The 15205-nt window shown below is 64.0% G+C and carries 19 protein-coding genes; 10 read left to right on the top strand and 9 right to left on the bottom strand.

Translation table 11 applies throughout. The annotated features are described in order from the left end of the window. The first annotated feature begins 38 nt into the window (after positions 1-38). Positions 39-230 (top strand): CsbD family protein, encoded by a 192-nt coding sequence (locus tag D7325_RS01420; RefSeq protein WP_120993356.1) that lies wholly within the window; start codon positions 39-41, stop codon positions 228-230. Between the two features lie 61 nt (positions 231-291). Here the strand turns inward: D7325_RS01420 and fdxA are convergent, their stop codons facing one another. Next, positions 292-615 (bottom strand): ferredoxin FdxA, encoded by a 324-nt coding sequence (fdxA, locus tag D7325_RS01425; protein WP_120993357.1) that lies wholly within the window; start codon positions 613-615, stop codon positions 292-294. Positions 616-734: 119 nt separating this feature from the next. Beyond that, the gene (gene mutS / locus D7325_RS01430; RefSeq protein WP_120993358.1) at positions 735-3302 is read right to left on the bottom strand and encodes a DNA mismatch repair protein MutS; all 2568 of its coding nucleotides are present in this window, start codon (positions 3300-3302) and stop codon (positions 735-737) included. 343 nt (positions 3303-3645) lie between these two features. Here mutS and D7325_RS19240 point away from each other — a divergent pair, with 343 nt between their 5' ends. The 5 genes from D7325_RS19240 to recX all read left to right on the top strand — a co-directional run bounded on the left by D7325_RS19240 (position 3646) and on the right by recX (position 6400). Beyond that, positions 3646-3963, top strand: coding sequence for a ZIP family metal transporter (locus tag D7325_RS19240; RefSeq protein WP_245961986.1), 318 nt, complete (start codon positions 3646-3648; stop codon positions 3961-3963). Further along, positions 3964-4209: a ZIP family metal transporter gene (locus D7325_RS19245; RefSeq protein ID WP_245961987.1), complete on the top strand. Its 246-nt coding sequence runs from the start codon at positions 3964-3966 to the stop codon at positions 4207-4209. Positions 4210-4304: 95 nt separating this feature from the next. Further along, positions 4305-4805: a CinA family protein gene (locus D7325_RS01440; protein WP_120993359.1), complete on the top strand. Its 501-nt coding sequence runs from the start codon at positions 4305-4307 to the stop codon at positions 4803-4805. Between the two features lie 83 nt (positions 4806-4888). Next, a complete protein-coding gene (recA, locus tag D7325_RS01445) occupies positions 4889-5944 on the top strand; it encodes a recombinase RecA (protein WP_120993360.1) in 1056 nt (351 codons plus the stop codon). Positions 5945-5947: 3 nt separating this feature from the next. Further along, positions 5948-6400 carry a recombination regulator RecX gene (gene recX, locus D7325_RS01450; RefSeq protein WP_120993361.1) on the top strand — a complete coding sequence of 151 codons (453 nt, stop codon included), beginning with the start codon at positions 5948-5950 and terminating at the stop codon, positions 6398-6400. A 128-nt stretch (positions 6401-6528) separates the two neighbouring features. Here the strand turns inward: recX and D7325_RS01455 are convergent, their stop codons facing one another. Together D7325_RS01455 and D7325_RS01460 are read right to left on the bottom strand one after the other, a co-directional pair. Next, on the bottom strand, positions 6529-7599 hold the full coding sequence (locus D7325_RS01455; protein ID WP_120993362.1) for an LOG family protein: 1071 nt from the start codon (positions 7597-7599) through the stop codon (positions 6529-6531). 344 nt (positions 7600-7943) lie between these two features. Continuing rightward, positions 7944-8345, bottom strand: coding sequence for a PA3611 family quorum-sensing-regulated virulence factor (locus D7325_RS01460; protein WP_120993364.1), 402 nt, complete (start codon positions 8343-8345; stop codon positions 7944-7946). A 123-nt stretch (positions 8346-8468) separates the two neighbouring features. Between D7325_RS01460 and D7325_RS01465 the strand changes: the two genes are divergently transcribed. Then, positions 8469-9200: a tRNA-uridine aminocarboxypropyltransferase gene (locus D7325_RS01465; RefSeq protein WP_120993366.1), complete on the top strand. Its 732-nt coding sequence runs from the start codon at positions 8469-8471 to the stop codon at positions 9198-9200. Here the strand turns inward: D7325_RS01465 and D7325_RS01470 are convergent. Continuing rightward, positions 9183-10121 carry a DMT family transporter gene (locus D7325_RS01470; protein ID WP_120993368.1) on the bottom strand — a complete coding sequence of 313 codons (939 nt, stop codon included), beginning with the start codon at positions 10119-10121 and terminating at the stop codon, positions 9183-9185. The two genes, D7325_RS01465 and D7325_RS01470, sit on opposite strands and share 18 nt — an antisense overlap. A gap of 221 nt (positions 10122-10342) precedes the next feature. Here D7325_RS01470 and erdR point away from each other — a divergent pair, with 221 nt between their 5' ends. After that, a complete protein-coding gene (gene erdR / locus D7325_RS01475; protein WP_120993370.1) occupies positions 10343-10990 on the top strand; it encodes a response regulator transcription factor ErdR in 648 nt (215 codons plus the stop codon). Positions 10991-10992: 2 nt separating this feature from the next. Here the strand turns inward: erdR and D7325_RS01480 are convergent, their stop codons facing one another. Next, entirely contained in the window at positions 10993-11919 is a 927-nt protein-coding gene (locus D7325_RS01480) for a LysR family transcriptional regulator (protein WP_120993372.1), read from the bottom strand. A gap of 117 nt (positions 11920-12036) precedes the next feature. Between D7325_RS01480 and fpr the strand changes: the two genes are divergently transcribed. Beyond that, positions 12037-12813 (top strand): ferredoxin-NADP reductase, encoded by a 777-nt coding sequence (fpr, locus tag D7325_RS01485; RefSeq protein WP_120993374.1) that lies wholly within the window; start codon positions 12037-12039, stop codon positions 12811-12813. A gap of 57 nt (positions 12814-12870) precedes the next feature. Here fpr and D7325_RS01490 read toward each other — a convergent pair whose 3' ends face one another. Further along, positions 12871-13359, bottom strand: coding sequence for a YchJ family protein (locus D7325_RS01490; RefSeq protein WP_120993376.1), 489 nt, complete (start codon positions 13357-13359; stop codon positions 12871-12873). Positions 13360-13364: 5 nt separating this feature from the next. Further along, on the bottom strand, positions 13365-13862 hold the full coding sequence (locus tag D7325_RS01495) for a DUF6231 family protein (protein WP_120993377.1): 498 nt from the start codon (positions 13860-13862) through the stop codon (positions 13365-13367). A 129-nt stretch (positions 13863-13991) separates the two neighbouring features. On the opposite strand from D7325_RS01495, the gene D7325_RS01500 reads away from it, so the two are divergent. Next, complete coding sequence (locus tag D7325_RS01500; protein WP_162987979.1) at positions 13992-14639, top strand: OmpA family protein; 648 nt, start codon at positions 13992-13994, stop codon at positions 14637-14639. A gap of 45 nt (positions 14640-14684) precedes the next feature. On the opposite strand, the gene D7325_RS01505 is transcribed toward D7325_RS01500, so the two are convergent. Further along, on the bottom strand, positions 14685-15149 hold the full coding sequence (locus D7325_RS01505; protein WP_120993381.1) for a CopD family protein: 465 nt from the start codon (positions 15147-15149) through the stop codon (positions 14685-14687). Positions 15150-15205: the final 56 nt, after the last annotated feature.

The following is a 15205-nucleotide window of genomic DNA, read 5'->3' on the forward strand; positions in this document are numbered from 1 at the left end:
GGGGTCAACTGTTCGAACCCATTGCAGAGGTGACGGATATGTCCAGTTCCGACGACAAGCTCAAGGGCAATGCCAACGAGGCGGTAGGCAAGATCAAGCAGGGCGTAGGCGAGGCCACCAACAACCCGCGCATGAAAGGCGAGGGCCAGCGCCAGGAGACCAAGGGCGAAGGCCAGCAGCTCAAGGGTGAACTGAAGGATACGGTCAAGCGTGGGGTCGATCGCGCCTGATTGGCCTGCACGAAAAAGCCCGCCTGTGTTGCCAGGCGGGCTTTTTCGTTTCAGGTGTCGCTCAGCGTTCCAGCTGAGGCAGCTTGTCCTTGACGCCGTCCCAGTCTGCGGCATCCGGGAGCGGGTCTTTCTTCTCGGTGATGTTCGGCCAGACGTCGGCAAGCTCTGCATTGAGTTCGATGAACTGCTGCATGCCATCGGGCACTTCGTCTTCGGAGAAGATGGCCTGGGCCGGGCATTCCGGCTCGCACAGCGCGCAATCGATGCATTCGTCCGGATGGATCACGAGGAAGTTGGGGCCCTCGTAGAAGCAATCCACCGGGCAGACTTCCACGCAGTCGGTGTACTTGCACTTGATGCAGTTGTCGGTGACGACGAAGGTCATAACGCTATCTCCTCATGCGTGTCGGTGGGCGCTCAGGCAAGTCGCCCCCGTAATGGGCGGGTTCAGGCAGGCCCGCTCCATCGGAAAAATGCGCGCGATTCTAGCAGCTTTGAGGCCGCTCAGAGACGTGATTTGAGTCGGTATATCAGCTCTAGCGCGGCTTTGGGCGAGAGATCGTCCGGGTTGGTTCGGCTCAGCTCGTCGACCACCGGGTGCGGCAGACTGGCGAACAGGTCGCTCTGCATGGGCGGCGAGGGCATGCCGGGCTCCACGCGCGGCGCCTCGTGCGGCAGGCTGGTGGTTTCCAGGTGCGACAAATGGTCGCGGGCACGCTGGATGACCGCCTCTGGCACCCCGGCGAGCTGCGCCACGGCCAGCCCATAGCTCTGGCTGGCCGGCCCCGGTAGCACCTGGTGCAGGAAGACGATGCGCTCCCTGTGCTCGGTGGCCGTCAGGTGAACGTTGGCCACCACCGGCTCGCTCTCCGGCAGAACCGTCAGCTCGAAGTAATGCGTGGCGAACAACGTGAAGGCGCGCAGACCGGCCAGGTGCTCGGCGGCTGCCCAGGCCAGCGACAGGCCATCGAAGGTACTGGTGCCACGCCCGACCTCGTCCATCAGCACCAGGCTGCGATCGGTCGCGTTGTGCAGGATGTTCGCCGTTTCGCTCATCTCGACCATGAAGGTCGAACGCCCGCCGGCGAGGTCGTCCGACGAGCCGATGCGGGTGAAGATGCGATCCACCAGCGACAGCTCGCAGACCTTGGCCGGCACGAAGCTGCCGATCTGCGCCAGCAGCACGATGAGCGCGGTCTGTCGCATGTAGGTCGACTTGCCGCCCATGTTCGGGCCGGTGATCACCAGCATGCGGGTCTGGTCATCGAGCGTCAGATCGTTGGCCACGAAGGGCGTCTCGAGGACCTGCTCCACCACCGGATGGCGGCCCTGGTCGATCTTCAGGCAGGGTTCGTCGACGAAGCGAGGACGGTTCAGGTCGAGACTCAGCGCGCGTTCGGCGAGGCTGCTCAGCACGTCCAGTTCGGCCAGCGCCGCGGCGCTCTCCTGCAGCGGCGCCAGGTGGCCGATCAGCGTTTCGAGCAGTTCTTCGTACAGCGCTTTTTCACGTGCGAGGGCGCGGCTCTTGGCCGACAGCGCCTTGTCCTCGAATTGCTTGAGCTCCGGCGTGATGAAGCGCTCGGCGCCCTTGAGCGTCTGGCGGCGTATGTAGTCGGCCGGCGCCGACTCGGCCTGCTTGCTCGGCAGCTCGATGAAATAACCGTGCACGCGGTTGTAGCCGACCTTGAGGTTCGCCAGCCCGGTACGTTCGCGCTCGCGCGCTTCCAGATCCATGAGGTACTGGCCGGCGTTCTCGCTGATCGACAGCAGTTCGTCCAGCTCGGTGTCGTAGCCCACCTTCAGCACGCCGCCGTCGCGGATCACCGCGGGCGGGTTGTCGATGATGGCGCGCGCGAGCAACTCGGCCAGCTCCGGGTAGGTACGAACCGCGCGCGCCAGTTCGATCAGGTGCGGGGCGACCAGATCCTGCATGGCCTGTTGCAGCGCCGGCAGCGCCGCCAGGGCGTCGCGCAGGCGTGCCAGGTCGCGCGGGCGCGCGTTGCGCAGGCCGATGCGCGCGAGAATGCGCTCGACGTCGCCGATTTCCTTCAGCTGCGGCTGGATCTGTTCGAAGCGGTAATGTTCGAGCAGGCAGGTGATCGAATCCTGACGCGCCTCGAGCACGGCGCGATCGCGCAGCGGCCGGTTCAACCAGCGCGTAAGCAGCCGGCTGCCCATCGCCGTCTGGCAGCGATCCATCACCGACTGGAGCGTATTGTCGCGTCCGCCGGACAGGTTGGTGTCCAGCTCCAGGTTGCGCCGCGTTGCGCCGTCGAGCACGACCGTATCGTCCAGCCGCTCATGGCGCAGGCTGCGCAGGTGGGGCAGGGCGGTGCGCTGGGTTTCCTTGGCATAGACGAGCAGGCAGCCGGCGGCGCCGATGGCCAGCGTCAGCTTCTCGCAGCCGAAGCCTCTCAGGTCCTGAGTGCCGAACTGTTGGCAAAGGCCCTTGAGCGCCGAGTCGCGGTCGAAATCCCAGGGCGCACGCCGCCGGACGCCGCGGCGCTTGTCGAGCGGCAAGCCCCGCGGCCAGTCATCCGGAATGAGCAGCTCCGCCGGGTTGAGTCGCTCGATCTCGGCCAGCAGGGTCTCCCAGCCCTTGAGTTCCTGGACGCTGAAACGGCCGCTGGTGATGTCCAGCACCGACAGACCGAACAGCCGCTCGTCGCCCAGCACAGCGGTGATCAGGTTGTCGCGACGCTCGTCGAGCAGGGCTTCATCGCTGACCGTGCCCGGCGTGATGATGCGCACCACCTGACGCTCCACCGGTCCCTTGCTGGTGGCCGGATCGCCGATCTGCTCGCAGATCACCACGGACTCGCCGAGCTTCACCAGCCGAGCCAGATACCCCTCCGCCGAATGGAACGGAATGCCCGCCATCGGAATCGCCTTGCCAGCCGATTGGCCGCGAGCGGTCAGGGTGATATCGAGCAGCGCGGCAGCGCGTTTGGCGTCTTCGTAGAAGAGTTCGTAGAAGTCGCCCATGCGGTAGAACATCAGCTGGTCCGGGTGCTCGCGCTTGAGCGCCCAGTATTGCTGCATCATCGGGGTGTGCTGGGAAAGGTCGTCCATTCGGAGAGGCGGGCCGGTTCGGAAAAGTCGCCAATACTACCTGCCCGGACCGCTGTTTTCTCCCATCGTCGGACACGCCTGTCGGTGGCGGCGAACATCTGGCTGCCCTGCGTTTCGTACCTCCTATATGGCGTATGCAGGCTTGCTCGGAGGCGGGAGACGGCGCAGTGGTTGGTTGCGGGTTTGTGTGGGACGTTCGCAGGCGGTGCGCTTCTGGTCGGCGCGATCCTTGGTTATCGGCTGCGCGTACCGGGACGGCTGGTCGCTGCGATCATGGCGTTCGGCAGCGGTGTGCTGATCTCGGCCTTGGCCTTCGAACTGGTTGGCGAGGCGAACGAACCCGGTGGCGGCAACCGCCACCGGGTTTCTGGCGGGTGCATCGATCTACACGCTGGCGAATCTCTATCTGGCGCGACGAGGTGCCCGGCGCCGCAAGCGTTCGGATGACCAGCCGTCGGAAGCGCAACAGACCGGCAGTGGGTTGTCGATTGCGCTCGGTGCCTTGCTCGATGGCATCCCGGAGTCGATGGTGATCGGGCTTGGACTGCTGGACGGCGGGGCGGTGAGCGGTGTCATGGTTGCGGCGATTTTTCTTTCGAATCTGCCCGAGGGGCTGGCGAGTGCCGTGGGCATGAAGCGCGCAGGCCGCTCCGCGCGCTAGGTGCTGGGTGTCTGGGGCGGGATCGCGTTGGCGTCTGGTTTGGCGGCTATAGCGGGAAACCTGCTGTTCGCCGGCAGCTCACCCCAAATCATCGCGGTGACCACGGCCCTGGCCGCCGGTGCGATCCTGGCGATGCTGGTCGATACCATGATTCCCGAAGCCTTCGAGCGGGCTCACAATGCCGCCGGATTGATCACGGCAGTGGGCTTTCTGGTGGCGTTCGCGCTCAGCAGGATCGGGGGCTGAGGCCCGCCATGTGGCCTGGCGAGGCGCTCCTGCCGACCGGGCCTTCCATGTCCGGGCGAATCCGCTAGGGTTTAGCCTCTTCGAGGAGCATCACGATGGACGAAACCACGAGGTTGGCCGAACAACTGGGCGACCGGCTGCGACGGCAAGGCGAGCAGGTGACGACCGCCGAGTCCTGCACGGGCGGGGGCATCGCCGAGGCGATCACCCGGGTGGCCGGAAGTTCGGCCTGGTTCGAAGCCGGCTACGTCACCTATTCGAATGAACAGAAGATGCGGCAGCTCGGCGTGGGCGGCGGCCTGTTCGCCACCGTTGGCGCGGTCAGCCGCGAAGTGGTCGAAGCGATGGCGCGCGGTGCGTTGCAGCACAGCGGGGCACGCTATGCCGTGGCGGTCAGCGGCATCGCCGGGCCGGGCGGCGGCTCGCCAGACAAGCCGGTCGGAACGGTCTGGCTGGCCTGGGCGGACGGCTCTACCCTCCACGCCGAGCGTTGCCGGTTCGCTGGCGATCGCCAGGAGGTGCGCCAGCGCAGCGTCGAGCGGGCACTGCGTGGATTGATCCGATTGACGGCCGGAGAAAATCCGCTCGAGGGCTAGGCGCCGGCGGAATGCCTATGCTCTAATACTGTCTACTTATACAGTTGTTGCGGCCCTGTGGCCCTTGATCAGTGAGGAAACCAATGGACGAGAACAAGAAGCGCGCCTTGGCCGCGGCCCTGGGTCAGATCGAACGTCAGTTCGGCAAGGGTGCGGTCATGCGGATGGGCGATCATGAGCGTCCCGCTATCCCGGCCATTTCCACCGGCTCGCTGGGGCTCGACATCGCGCTCGGTATCGGTGGGCTGCCGAAGGGCCGCATCGTCGAGATCTACGGTCCCGAATCCTCCGGCAAGACCACCATGACGCTGTCGGTGATCGCCGAAGCCCAGAAGCAGGGCGCCACCTGTGCCTTCGTCGATGCCGAACATGCGCTCGATCCGGACTACGCCGGCAAGCTCGGCGTCAATGTCGACGATCTGCTCGTCTCCCAGCCGGATACCGGCGAGCAGGCGCTGGAAATCACCGACATGCTCGTGCGCTCCAACGCGGTCGACGTGATCATCGTCGACTCGGTGGCAGCACTGGTACCGAAGGCCGAGATCGAAGGCGAGATGGGCGATGCCCACGTCGGCCTGCAAGCGCGACTGATGTCGCAGGCCTTGCGCAAGATCACCGGCAACATCAAGAACGCCAACTGCCTGGTCATCTTCATCAACCAGATCCGCATGAAGATCGGCGTCATGTTCGGCAGCCCGGAAACCACCACTGGTGGTAACGCACTGAAGTTCTATGCCTCCGTTCGCCTGGATATCCGCCGTACAGGCGCGGTGAAGGAAGGCGATGAAGTGGTGGGTAGCGAAACCCGCGTCAAGGTGGTGAAGAACAAGGTGGCACCGCCTTTCCGTCAAGCCGAGTTCCAGATTCTCTATGGCAAGGGCATCTACCGGAATGGCGAGATCATCGATCTCGGCGTCCAGGAAGGCCTCGTCGAGAAATCGGGTGCCTGGTACAGCTACCAGGGCAGCAAGATCGGTCAGGGCAAGGCCAACGCGGCCAAGTACCTCGAAGACAACCCCGAAGTGGCTCGTACCATCGAGAACCAGATTCGCGAAAGACTGCTCGTCACTTCAGGTCCTAGCGGCAAGAGCACGGCCAATGCGGCCGTTGTCGACGACATGGCGGACGCCGATCTCTAAGCGATGCCTGCCGTGCTGGACAGCGAGAGCGATATTCGGCGGGCCGCGATGGACCTCCTGGCCCGTCGCGAGCACAGCCGATACGAGTTACAGCGCAAGCTGATCCAGCGCGGCGCCTCACCCGAACACATCGAGACAGCGCTTGACCGACTGGCTGAAGAGGGTTTGCTTTCTGATAGCCGGTACGTGGAAAGCTACGTACGCAGTCGCGCCAATGCAGGCTTTGGCCCGGTTCGCATTCGAGAAGAGCTGCGGCAGCGGGGTATTGCCAGGGACGCTGCAGAGCAGGCGCTTCGCGAGAGCGGCTTCGATTGGGATGAAACGCTGCACCAACTCTGGCAGCGCAAGTTCGCTGGCGAATACCCAGGCGATGCGCGCGAGCATGGTCGCCAAGGGCGCTTCCTGGCTACCCGGGGCTTCTCGATGGAGGCCATAGGGCGGCTGTTGCGTAGATAGGTGCCAGGGTGGCATGACGACCGCAGCTGCGGTTGGCCCTGGCTGGGGTTGCTCGATTACGACTGTCTTCGGCAGGGGCCGGCATTCCTGACGGCCTGCCGGCTAGTCCGCCTTTCTGTTCCAGGGCGTTAACGAAGGCTGCTCGGCTCATTCAGGAAGTCGACGAGTTCCCGCAGTCGACCGTGGTCCCGTCCATTGAAAACGAACTTCAACCGTGGCAGTGGCAGTAGCTCTGGCTCGTCTTGCTCCGTTTCGCCGTTCGGCTGCTGTTCGAAGCTTCCGGTCAGGCACAGATCGGCGAAATGCTCACTGATGTGAGCGAGGGCTGCCTCGCTCAGGGCCTTGTTCATGCGGATGACGAACAGATCCTTCAACCAGCGGGTCGAGTGGAAGTTGCGATAGAAGTCTGCAATTTCCCGCGCCGCTTCGTCGGCGTTGGTCACCAGGCGCATGAGGCGCATGTCGCTTGGCAGGATGTAGCGGTTCTGCTCGAGTTGACGGTGGATGAAGGTGAGCGCCTCCTCCCAGTAGGTGCCGCCGGGCTCGTCCAGCAGGACGATCGGAACCAGAGGGCTTTTGCCGGTCTGTATCAGCGTCAGGACTTCCATGGCTTCGTCCAGCGTGCCGAAGCCACCGGGGCAAAGCACGAGCGCGTCCGCCTCCTTGATGAAAAACAGCTTGCGCACGAAGAAAAAGTGGAACGACAACAGATGGTCGGAGCCATCGACGGTCGGGTTCGCATGCTGCTCGAACGGCAGCGTGATGTTCAGACCAATGCTGTTGTCCAGGCCCGAGCCTTCATGCGCCGCTGCCATGATGCCGCCTCCGGCACCGGTGATGACCATGAAGTCGTAGTGGGCAAGGGTCGCGCCCAGCTGGCGTGCCTGGGCATAGAGCGGGTGCTCGATCGGCGTGCGCGCCGAGCCGAATACGGTGACCTTGCGACGACGCTTGAACTGTTCGAGCCGTGCGAAGGCGGCTTCCATCTCGCGCATCGTCTGGAGCAAGATCTTGGCGTCCCAGCGGCTGCGGTCCGCTTGCGCCATGCGCATGACGGTAATGAGCATTTCCCGGTACAACGGCAGGTTGGCACTGTTACTGGGAACGACCAGGTTCGCCAGTTCATCGACCTTGGCGGCAAGGTCGGCACCGCTGGTCTTGAAATGCCGGGCCAGATAATCATCCGGTTCGAAAGACATACCACTTCTCCTTGGTTTCGCCGCCAACACGCGGTTCGCTGGTCGGGCGTTCGCCGACCTTGCTGGCGGAACAACGTCCCGACCGTCCCGTGGCAGATTGCCTCATTTTCGAAGGGAACGCCTGCCTCTCATGGCGGGGCGGAAAGACTCAGAGTGCATCCGGCCCGCCAGGTTCCGCCGCATGGGCAACGGCGGGCGCATCGTTCATGCGTCGGCCTGGCCGGCTGATCGGAAGCCAGGCTGAGCGTTGCCGGCTGGCGCGATCGAGTCTGGGACGCAGATGACCAGGAGCAGAAGGCGCGATGCCATCGTTGGCAGAAGGCGATCGTCCAGCCCCTGGCCGCTCATTCGCCGGTGCAATCGGCCGTTTCGAATCGCTCGCTGGTGATCGGCCGGTTGCTTTCATATTCCTTGAAGTCGTAGCGCAACGTGGCACCGCGCGCGAGCAACTGGCGATAGCCCTGGTTAGTGCATACGCTGCGCGTCAGCTGTTCGCGGACCAGCGTGGGGTTGTCGCGCATTTTGGCCGCGTGCCTTGGCTGGACATCGATGTGATTGACCAGCTCGTCACCTTCGACCGTGTAGCCGCGGTCGAGCAGGTTTTCGTTGATCGCTCGTGGCGTGCCTTCGCTGCTTTGGCGGGCAACCTGTTCGAGGGTTTGCCGCAGCTCGAAGTCCTTGAGCGATTGCGCCTGGAGCGGCGTCGCTACCAGTGCGGGGGCGAGCATGAGCAGCCATCGATGCATGAGTATCTCCTTCGGGCGGGCCGACGTTCGACCGATGCTGGGTCGCGCGGTTCATTGCTGCGGGGCGCGCGTGCCTGCGCTGGTAGACTGCGCGCCGCTACCCATCCATACGAGCGACATCCCATGCAGCATGCCGTGGCCCGCCTGCGCGACGAGCGCCTGGCCCGTAGTCTGAAGCCCTTCAGCGCGCGGGGTTCGCGTGTCCAGCGATGCGCGGATTGCCGCGTGATGCTCGCCCATTGTTTTTGCCGGCTGAAGCCGCAGCTCGCCTCGCGCGCCGGCTTCTGTCTGCTGATGCATGACGTCGAGATGCTCAAGCCGAGCAATACGGGCTGGCTGATCGCTGATCTGGTGCCATCCACCTATGCGTTCGGCTGGTCTCGAACCGCAGTGGCCCCCGGTCTGCTGTCGCTGCTGAGCGATCCGCAGTGGCAACCCTATGTGGTGTTTCCCGGCGAGTACGCCTCGGCCGAGCGTGTGGTGGAGCGTTGCGCCGAGCCGGAGCCATCTCGCCGCCCGCTGTTCATCCTGCTGGATGCCACCTGGACCGAGGCGCGCAAGATGTTTCGCAAGAGCCCGTATCTGAATGGCGTGCCGGTGCTGAGCCTGTCTCCCGACAGCTTGTCGCGCTATCGCCTGCGCCGGTCGCGGCGCGGCGACCACCTTTGTACCGCCGAAGTGGCGGCTCGCTGTCTCGAGCTGGCCGGTGACCTGCGAGCTGCCGAAGGCCTGGAAGCCTGGCTGGACGTCTTCAGCGACCATTACCTGTGTGCCAAAGACCAGCGCTGGCCCGACCTCGCTGACGCTGCGCACCAGCGGCTGGCCAGGTTCAGCCGGTCAACGGTGCTCGAGTAGCTCCGGAGCCTGTTCGACCGGCGCTTCTCGCAGTCCGGCGGACACCGGTGCACGAGGCCACAGCTGTGCGACGAGCATGCCGCCGAACATCAGCGCGCAACCCAGGTAACCGCGTAGCGTCAGGCTCTCATCGAGGAAGAGGGCGCCGGCAATCGCGGCGAAGACCGCTTCGAGCGACAGAATGATCGCCGCGTGCGACGCGATGGCGTGCCGCTGGGCGACCACCTGGAGCGTGTAGCCCACGCCCACGGCGAACACGCCGCCATAAAGGAGGGCGGGCCCCGCTTGCACAATGGCGCTCCAGACGATGTCTTCCAGCAGCAGGGCAATCAGCAGGCTGACCACGGCGCAGGTGGCGAATTGGAGGAATGCCAGGCGCAGGGCATCGTGCCGGCTGACGAAAAACCCGACCAGGACGACGTGCACCCCCCAGACGAGTGCGCCGGCCAGCTGGATCCAGTCGCCCGAGGCGACGCTGAAGTTCTCGCCGATGCTGAGCATGCCCATGCCGAGCACCGCCATGACGGCGCCCAGCCAGATGCCGGCGCCAGCGCGATGTCCGATCAACAGGCCGAGCAAGGGCACGATGATCACGTAGAGGCCGGTGATGAAGCCCGAATTGGTCACGCTGGTGAACAACAGCCCCACCTGCTGCAGGTTGATGCCGAGCGTGAGGGCCAGCCCCATGCTGAGTCCGCCTACCCAGACGCCCCTGGACATGAACCGCTCGCGTGGCTGTTCGCGACGGGCGCCGAGCATGAGCAAGGGCACCAACACCAGGGCGCCGAGCACGAAGCGCAGACCGGTGAAAAGGAAGGGCCCGATGCTGTCCATGCCCACCCGCTGCGCGACGAAGCCCGAGCCCCAGATCATTGCGGTTATCAGCATCAGGACATCGGCACGCAGAGCTTGGGTGCGCATGATGGGCGATCTCTCGGAGGAAAAAGGCGCAAACTTTGCCTCAAAGCCAGACGCTTGACCACACATCCCCGCGTCGGCATGCTTGCGGCGCTCTCCCTTCTCGGCGGCTGTGAATCCACGGCAGTTCGATGGTCAGCCCGGCTCGTGGCGCCAGCCTCCTGGTCAGGTCGATCGTTCGGCTGGGATCAGGCGGAAGCGTCATAACAAGAAAAGGATCTGCCATGGCTGCTTACGAAATCCTCATCGCCGATGACCACCCCTTGTTTCGCAGTGCACTGCAGCAGGCGCTGACGATCGGCCTCGGGCCGGGCGTCCGGCTGGTCGAAGCCGCGTCGATCGCGGAGCTCGAGGCCTGTCTGGATCGCAGCGGTGCCTGGGATCTCGTGCTGCTCGATCTCAACATGCCTGGCGCCTATGGCTTTTCCGGCCTCGTATTGCTGCGTGGGCAGTATCCGCATATCCCGGTGATGATGATCTCGGCGCAGGAAGAAGCGGCGGTCGTTGCCCGTTCGCGGGAATTCGGTGCCAGCGGCTTCATTCCCAAGTCCAGCTCGCTCGAGACGATCCAGCAGGCCGTACGCAGCGTGCTCGATGGCGATAGCTGGTGGCCCGCCGTCTCGCAGGAATCGGCCGCCATGGATGAGGACACCCGTGCCGCCAGCGCCGGCCTCGCCAGCTTGACCCCACAGCAGTTTCGCGTGTTGACGATGGTCTGCGACGGCCTGCTGAACAAGCAGATCGCTTACGAGCTGAATGTCTCCGAGGCGACGATCAAGGCGCATGTCACCGCCATCTTCCGCAAGCTCGGTGTACGGACCCGTACCCAGGCTGCGCTGCTGCTTCAGCAGCTCGAAGCCATCCCCGGCTGATTTCAGGCAATCGGCGGCAATACGATCTCATCGCTACGGCGCACGCCGGCGGTGAAGGCACGGCATTGATCGATGAAGTCGCGCATGGCCGCTGTCTGGTATTTCAGCCGATGCCAGATGAAATAGAACTGCCGACGTAAATCAAGCTCCGGCGTCTGGATCTGCACCAGGCTGCCCCGCCGGAACGCATCGCGCAGGGCCAGGCGGGAGATGCAGCTGATGCCGAGGCCCGACTCGACCGCACGCTTGATGGCCTCGGTGTGCTCGAGTTCCAGGCGAATGTTCAGTGTATTGGGGTGATGACGCATCGCCTGGTCGAACGTCAGGCGCGTGCCGGAGCCTCGTTCACGCAGTATCCAGGCCTCGCGGGCGAGTTCGTCGACGCTCACTTCGCCGCGGCCGGCCAAGGGATGGTTCGGTGCGCAGAACACCGCCAGCTCATCGGGAACCCACGGATGCACCTCGATATCGTGGTGCTGCCAATCGCCTTCGATCAGACCTAGATCAAGTTCGTGGTGCGCTACCTGATGCACGATGTGCGCCGTGTTGTGCACGTGCAACTTCACTCGGCATTCGGGATGGCGCTGCATGAACCCGCCGATCAGCAAGGTCGCCAGGTAGTTGCCGACGGTCAGGGTGGCGCCGACATCGAGCGAGCCGAAGCCACTACGGCCGCCGAGCAGCTCCTCGATCGCCTTGGCCTGATCGAGCAGGGCCACCGCCTGGGGCAGCAGTTGCCGGCCAAGGGCGTTGAGCGACAGCCGCTTTCCCGCGCGGTCGAACAGGCGGCAATCCGATTGCCGCTCCAGTTCGGCCAGTGAGGTGCTCGCCGCCGACTGGGACAGCGAAAGACATTCCGCCGCGCGGGAGACGCTTTCCTGCTTGGCGATCGCGACGAAGACTTGCAGCTGTCTGAGCGTGAAATGCATATCGATATAACCGATTTAGGATATTTTCATAATTCAATTAACAGATAAACCCGGCCACTATAGACTGCGCACACGCAGCCTGTAACCGGGCGCAATTCAAATGAGGAAAAAGTTGGAATGAGCAACCTGAACGTCGAGCGGGTTCTGAGTGTGCACCACTGGAACGACACCCTGTTCAGCTTCAAGACCACGCGCAATCCCGGGTTGCGATTCGAAAATGGCCAGTTCGTGATGATCGGTCTAGAAGCGGGCGGCCGTCCGCTGATGCGTGCCTATTCCATCGCCAGCCCGAACTGGGAAGAGCATCTCGAGTTCTTCAGCATCAAGGTGCCGGACGGTCCGCTGACCTCGCGCCTGCAGCATCTGAAGGAAGGTGACGAGCTGATGATCAGCCGCAAGCCGACCGGTACGCTCATCCTTGGCGACCTGCTGCCGGGCAAGCACCTGTACCTGCTGAGCACGGGCACGGGCCTCGCACCGTTCATGAGTGTCATCCAGGACCCGGAAACCTACGAGCGTTTCGAAAAGGTGATCCTGGTGCACGGCGTGCGCTACGTCAGTGAGGTCGCTTACGAGCAGTTCATCACCGAGGCGCTGCCGCAGAACGAGTTCTTTGGCGATGCGGTGAAGGAAAAGCTCATCTACTACCCGACCGTCACCCGCGAGCCTTTCCGCAACCAGGGCCGCCTCACCGACCTGATGCGCAGCGGCAAGCTGTTTTCCGACATCGGCCTGCCGCCGATCAATCCGCAGGACGACCGCGCCATGATTTGCGGCAGCCCCAGCATGCTCGACGAGACCAGCCAGGTGCTGGACAGCTTCGGTCTGAAGATTTCGCCGCGCATGGGCGAGCCGGGCGACTACCTGATCGAGCGGGCCTTCGTCGAGAAATAAGCCGGATCGTGCCGAACTGAAGGGCTGCCGTACGGCGGCCCTTTTCGTTTCAGGGGTTCAGAGCAGCGGCGCGCAGCATTTCTTGAACTTCAGCCCGCCGCCGCAGGGGCAGGGATCGTTGCGGCCGGCGGCCAGGCCAACGCTCGGATCGATGAAATACCAGCGGCCGTCGCGCTGCACGAAGGCGGAGCGTTCTTCGTGCGCATGCTCGCCGGTGGCGTCGTGCCAGCGAGCCGTGAAGCGCACCAGTGCATGTTCGGGCTTACCGCCGAGTACGGCGTCTTCGTGCACGTCAAGACCGAGCCAGGTGCTGTCCAGGCTCCAGCGAAGCATGGCCTCGGTATCCAGGGCGTTCTGCTGGACCGGCAGTGTCGTTGCCTTGAGGTAGTCGATTTTCCCCAGCACGTAGGCGCTATAGCGCGATCGCATCAGCGTCTGGGCGCTGGGTGCGGGCGTCCCGGCGTGGTAGCGCCCGCAGCATTGACTGAGGCTGTCGCCGCTTCCACAAGGACAGGGTGAGTGATCGATCGGGTCGTTCGCCGTCATGGGAGTCACCACCAGTACTTGCCGAAATGCTCGGGATTGGCCCAGAACCTGGCATTCAGCCAGTCCGGAACCTGCTTGTATTGCAGCAGGTCGTAGGTGAAGAGGGTCAGGACCTGATCGTCACGCTGAAAGTGTTCGCTGGCCTGCAAGGCGAGGGCGTAGAAGTCCGTTGGATGCCAGTCGCAGGCGCGCATGTCCACCAGTACGGCCATTCGGCTGGCATTGAGGTTGCGAATGCCGCCGAGCAGTTCGAGGCCGTCGCGTTTGGTGACGTGCTCCAGGCAGTCGGCCACCAGTGCGAGATCGAAGCGCTGGCGGGTGACTTGCGATGGCAGCGGTACGCTGGATACCTGTTCGACGTAACAGTCCGGGTTTGCCTGGAGGTATGCGCGCACTGCGGGCATTTCGCTCTTTCCGATGGCTAGCAGTCGGGCAGGAGCCTGTTGTTCCAGCAGGGCCGCGAGGGCTTGCTGCGGGGAGCGTGAAAGGGTGTTGTCGATCAAGAGCCGATCCTCGTCTGAGAGTCAGAGACTAGCGTGCAGCGTGGAGGTGGCCTAGTCCTGATGCATCCAGAGCCGGCGTCTGGCGATACGAAGTGGCGGTTCTGGCCGATCCCAACTGGAGGTTAAACAATGAGTACCTTACGGACAGCAGTACCCGTTATTGTCATGACAACCGTGCTCAGCGGCTGCGCAGGCGTACAGAAGCAGGATTGGCCTACTTGCGCCGCGGTCGGTGGTGTGGGTGGCGCGGCGCTCGGTGCGATCGAAAGCTCGACCTACGCAGGCTACGGCGCACTGATCGGCGCGGGTGTCGCGGCGGCCTATTGCTGGGCCAACGGCACCGAGCAGCAGCAAGTCGAAAGCGTCGCGGTCGTCGAGGAAGTGACCGCTGTCGTGCCTGTTCAGGAGCCCGAACCGGCGGCTGAACCGGTCCGTGTCGAGCTTGATGTCCTGTTCGACTTCGACAGCGCGCGCGTCCGCGAAGAAAGCTACGCGGAGATCCAGAACGTCACGGACTTCATGAAGCAGTACCCCGACACCAGCACCGTGGTCGAAGGGCATACCGACGCCATCGGCACTGACGCCTATAACCAGCGTCTGTCGGAACGTCGTGCCGATTCGGTTCGCGACGTCATGGTCCAGCAGTATGGCATCGACGGTAATCGTATCCGTACGGTGGGTTATGGCGAATCCCGTCCGATCGCAGACAACTCGACCGATGCGGGCCGCCAGCTGAACCGCCGCGTTGAGGCTGCCGTCGAAGCGACGCCTCAGTAAGCGATCGACCGCGAAGGAAAGGCCGGGTCACCCGGCCTTTTTCGTTTAGAACATCGGTCGCGCGGCGGCCAGCGTGACCACCGCCAGCCCGATCGAGAGGTTGATTCCGACCAAGCGCCGGATACGGGCCAGATCGGCGCCGGCTTCGGGCCAGCGTTCGGCCGTCGTATTGCGCTTGAGCTGTGGCAGATTGAGCAGACGGACCCGCAGGAACAGCGCCAGCATCACCAGATAGAGCCCCGCCATGATGTGCACGTAGCGAGGCGCACCCGCGAACCCATCGAAGCGCATGTGCAGCAGGCCGATCCCGGTTACCGCCAATACGGCGACAGCGACCCATACCCAGAAGAAGAACCGATCGAAGGTGGCCACCCAGAGGCGAAGGCGCTCGGGCGCCTCGAGGGTGGCGCCTGCCGCTTGTCGCAGCACCATCCAGGCGAAGAACATGCCGCCGACCCAGACCAGGGCGGCGAGGACATGCAGGGCGTAGGGCAGGGCATACAGCGTCATGGGAAAACTCCGGTGGCGATGAGGGAAACGCGCGCTATGATAGCCGGCCCCTTCGA

It is taken from the genome of Stutzerimonas urumqiensis, assembly GCF_003640395.1.
GTDB lineage: Bacteria > Pseudomonadota > Gammaproteobacteria > Pseudomonadales > Pseudomonadaceae > Stutzerimonas > Stutzerimonas urumqiensis.

What these genes read in the sequence shown, in the direction of transcription:
- D7325_RS01420 (WP_120993356.1), top strand. Translation starts at nt 39, where the DNA reads ATGTCCAGTTCCGACGACAAGCTCAAGGGCAATGCCAACGAGGCGGTA.
- fdxA (WP_120993357.1), bottom strand. Translation starts at nt 615, where the DNA reads ATGACCTTCGTCGTCACCGACAACTGCATCAAGTGCAAGTACACCGAC.
- mutS (WP_120993358.1), bottom strand. Translation starts at nt 3,302, where the DNA reads ATGGACGACCTTTCCCAGCACACCCCGATGATGCAGCAATACTGGGCG.
- D7325_RS01440 (WP_120993359.1), top strand. Translation starts at nt 4,305, where the DNA reads ATGGACGAAACCACGAGGTTGGCCGAACAACTGGGCGACCGGCTGCGA.
- recA (WP_120993360.1), top strand. Translation starts at nt 4,889, where the DNA reads ATGGACGAGAACAAGAAGCGCGCCTTGGCCGCGGCCCTGGGTCAGATC.
- recX (WP_120993361.1), top strand. Translation starts at nt 5,948, where the DNA reads ATGCCTGCCGTGCTGGACAGCGAGAGCGATATTCGGCGGGCCGCGATG.
- D7325_RS01455 (WP_120993362.1), bottom strand. Translation starts at nt 7,599, where the DNA reads ATGTCTTTCGAACCGGATGATTATCTGGCCCGGCATTTCAAGACCAGC.
- D7325_RS01460 (WP_120993364.1), bottom strand. Translation starts at nt 8,345, where the DNA reads ATGCATCGATGGCTGCTCATGCTCGCCCCCGCACTGGTAGCGACGCCG.
- D7325_RS01465 (WP_120993366.1), top strand. Translation starts at nt 8,469, where the DNA reads ATGCAGCATGCCGTGGCCCGCCTGCGCGACGAGCGCCTGGCCCGTAGT.
- D7325_RS01470 (WP_120993368.1), bottom strand. Translation starts at nt 10,121, where the DNA reads ATGCGCACCCAAGCTCTGCGTGCCGATGTCCTGATGCTGATAACCGCA.
- erdR (WP_120993370.1), top strand. Translation starts at nt 10,343, where the DNA reads ATGGCTGCTTACGAAATCCTCATCGCCGATGACCACCCCTTGTTTCGC.
- D7325_RS01480 (WP_120993372.1), bottom strand. Translation starts at nt 11,919, where the DNA reads ATGCATTTCACGCTCAGACAGCTGCAAGTCTTCGTCGCGATCGCCAAG.
- fpr (WP_120993374.1), top strand. Translation starts at nt 12,037, where the DNA reads ATGAGCAACCTGAACGTCGAGCGGGTTCTGAGTGTGCACCACTGGAAC.
- D7325_RS01490 (WP_120993376.1), bottom strand. Translation starts at nt 13,359, where the DNA reads ATGACGGCGAACGACCCGATCGATCACTCACCCTGTCCTTGTGGAAGC.
- D7325_RS01500 (WP_162987979.1), top strand. Translation starts at nt 13,992, where the DNA reads ATGAGTACCTTACGGACAGCAGTACCCGTTATTGTCATGACAACCGTG.
- D7325_RS01505 (WP_120993381.1), bottom strand. Translation starts at nt 15,149, where the DNA reads ATGACGCTGTATGCCCTGCCCTACGCCCTGCATGTCCTCGCCGCCCTG.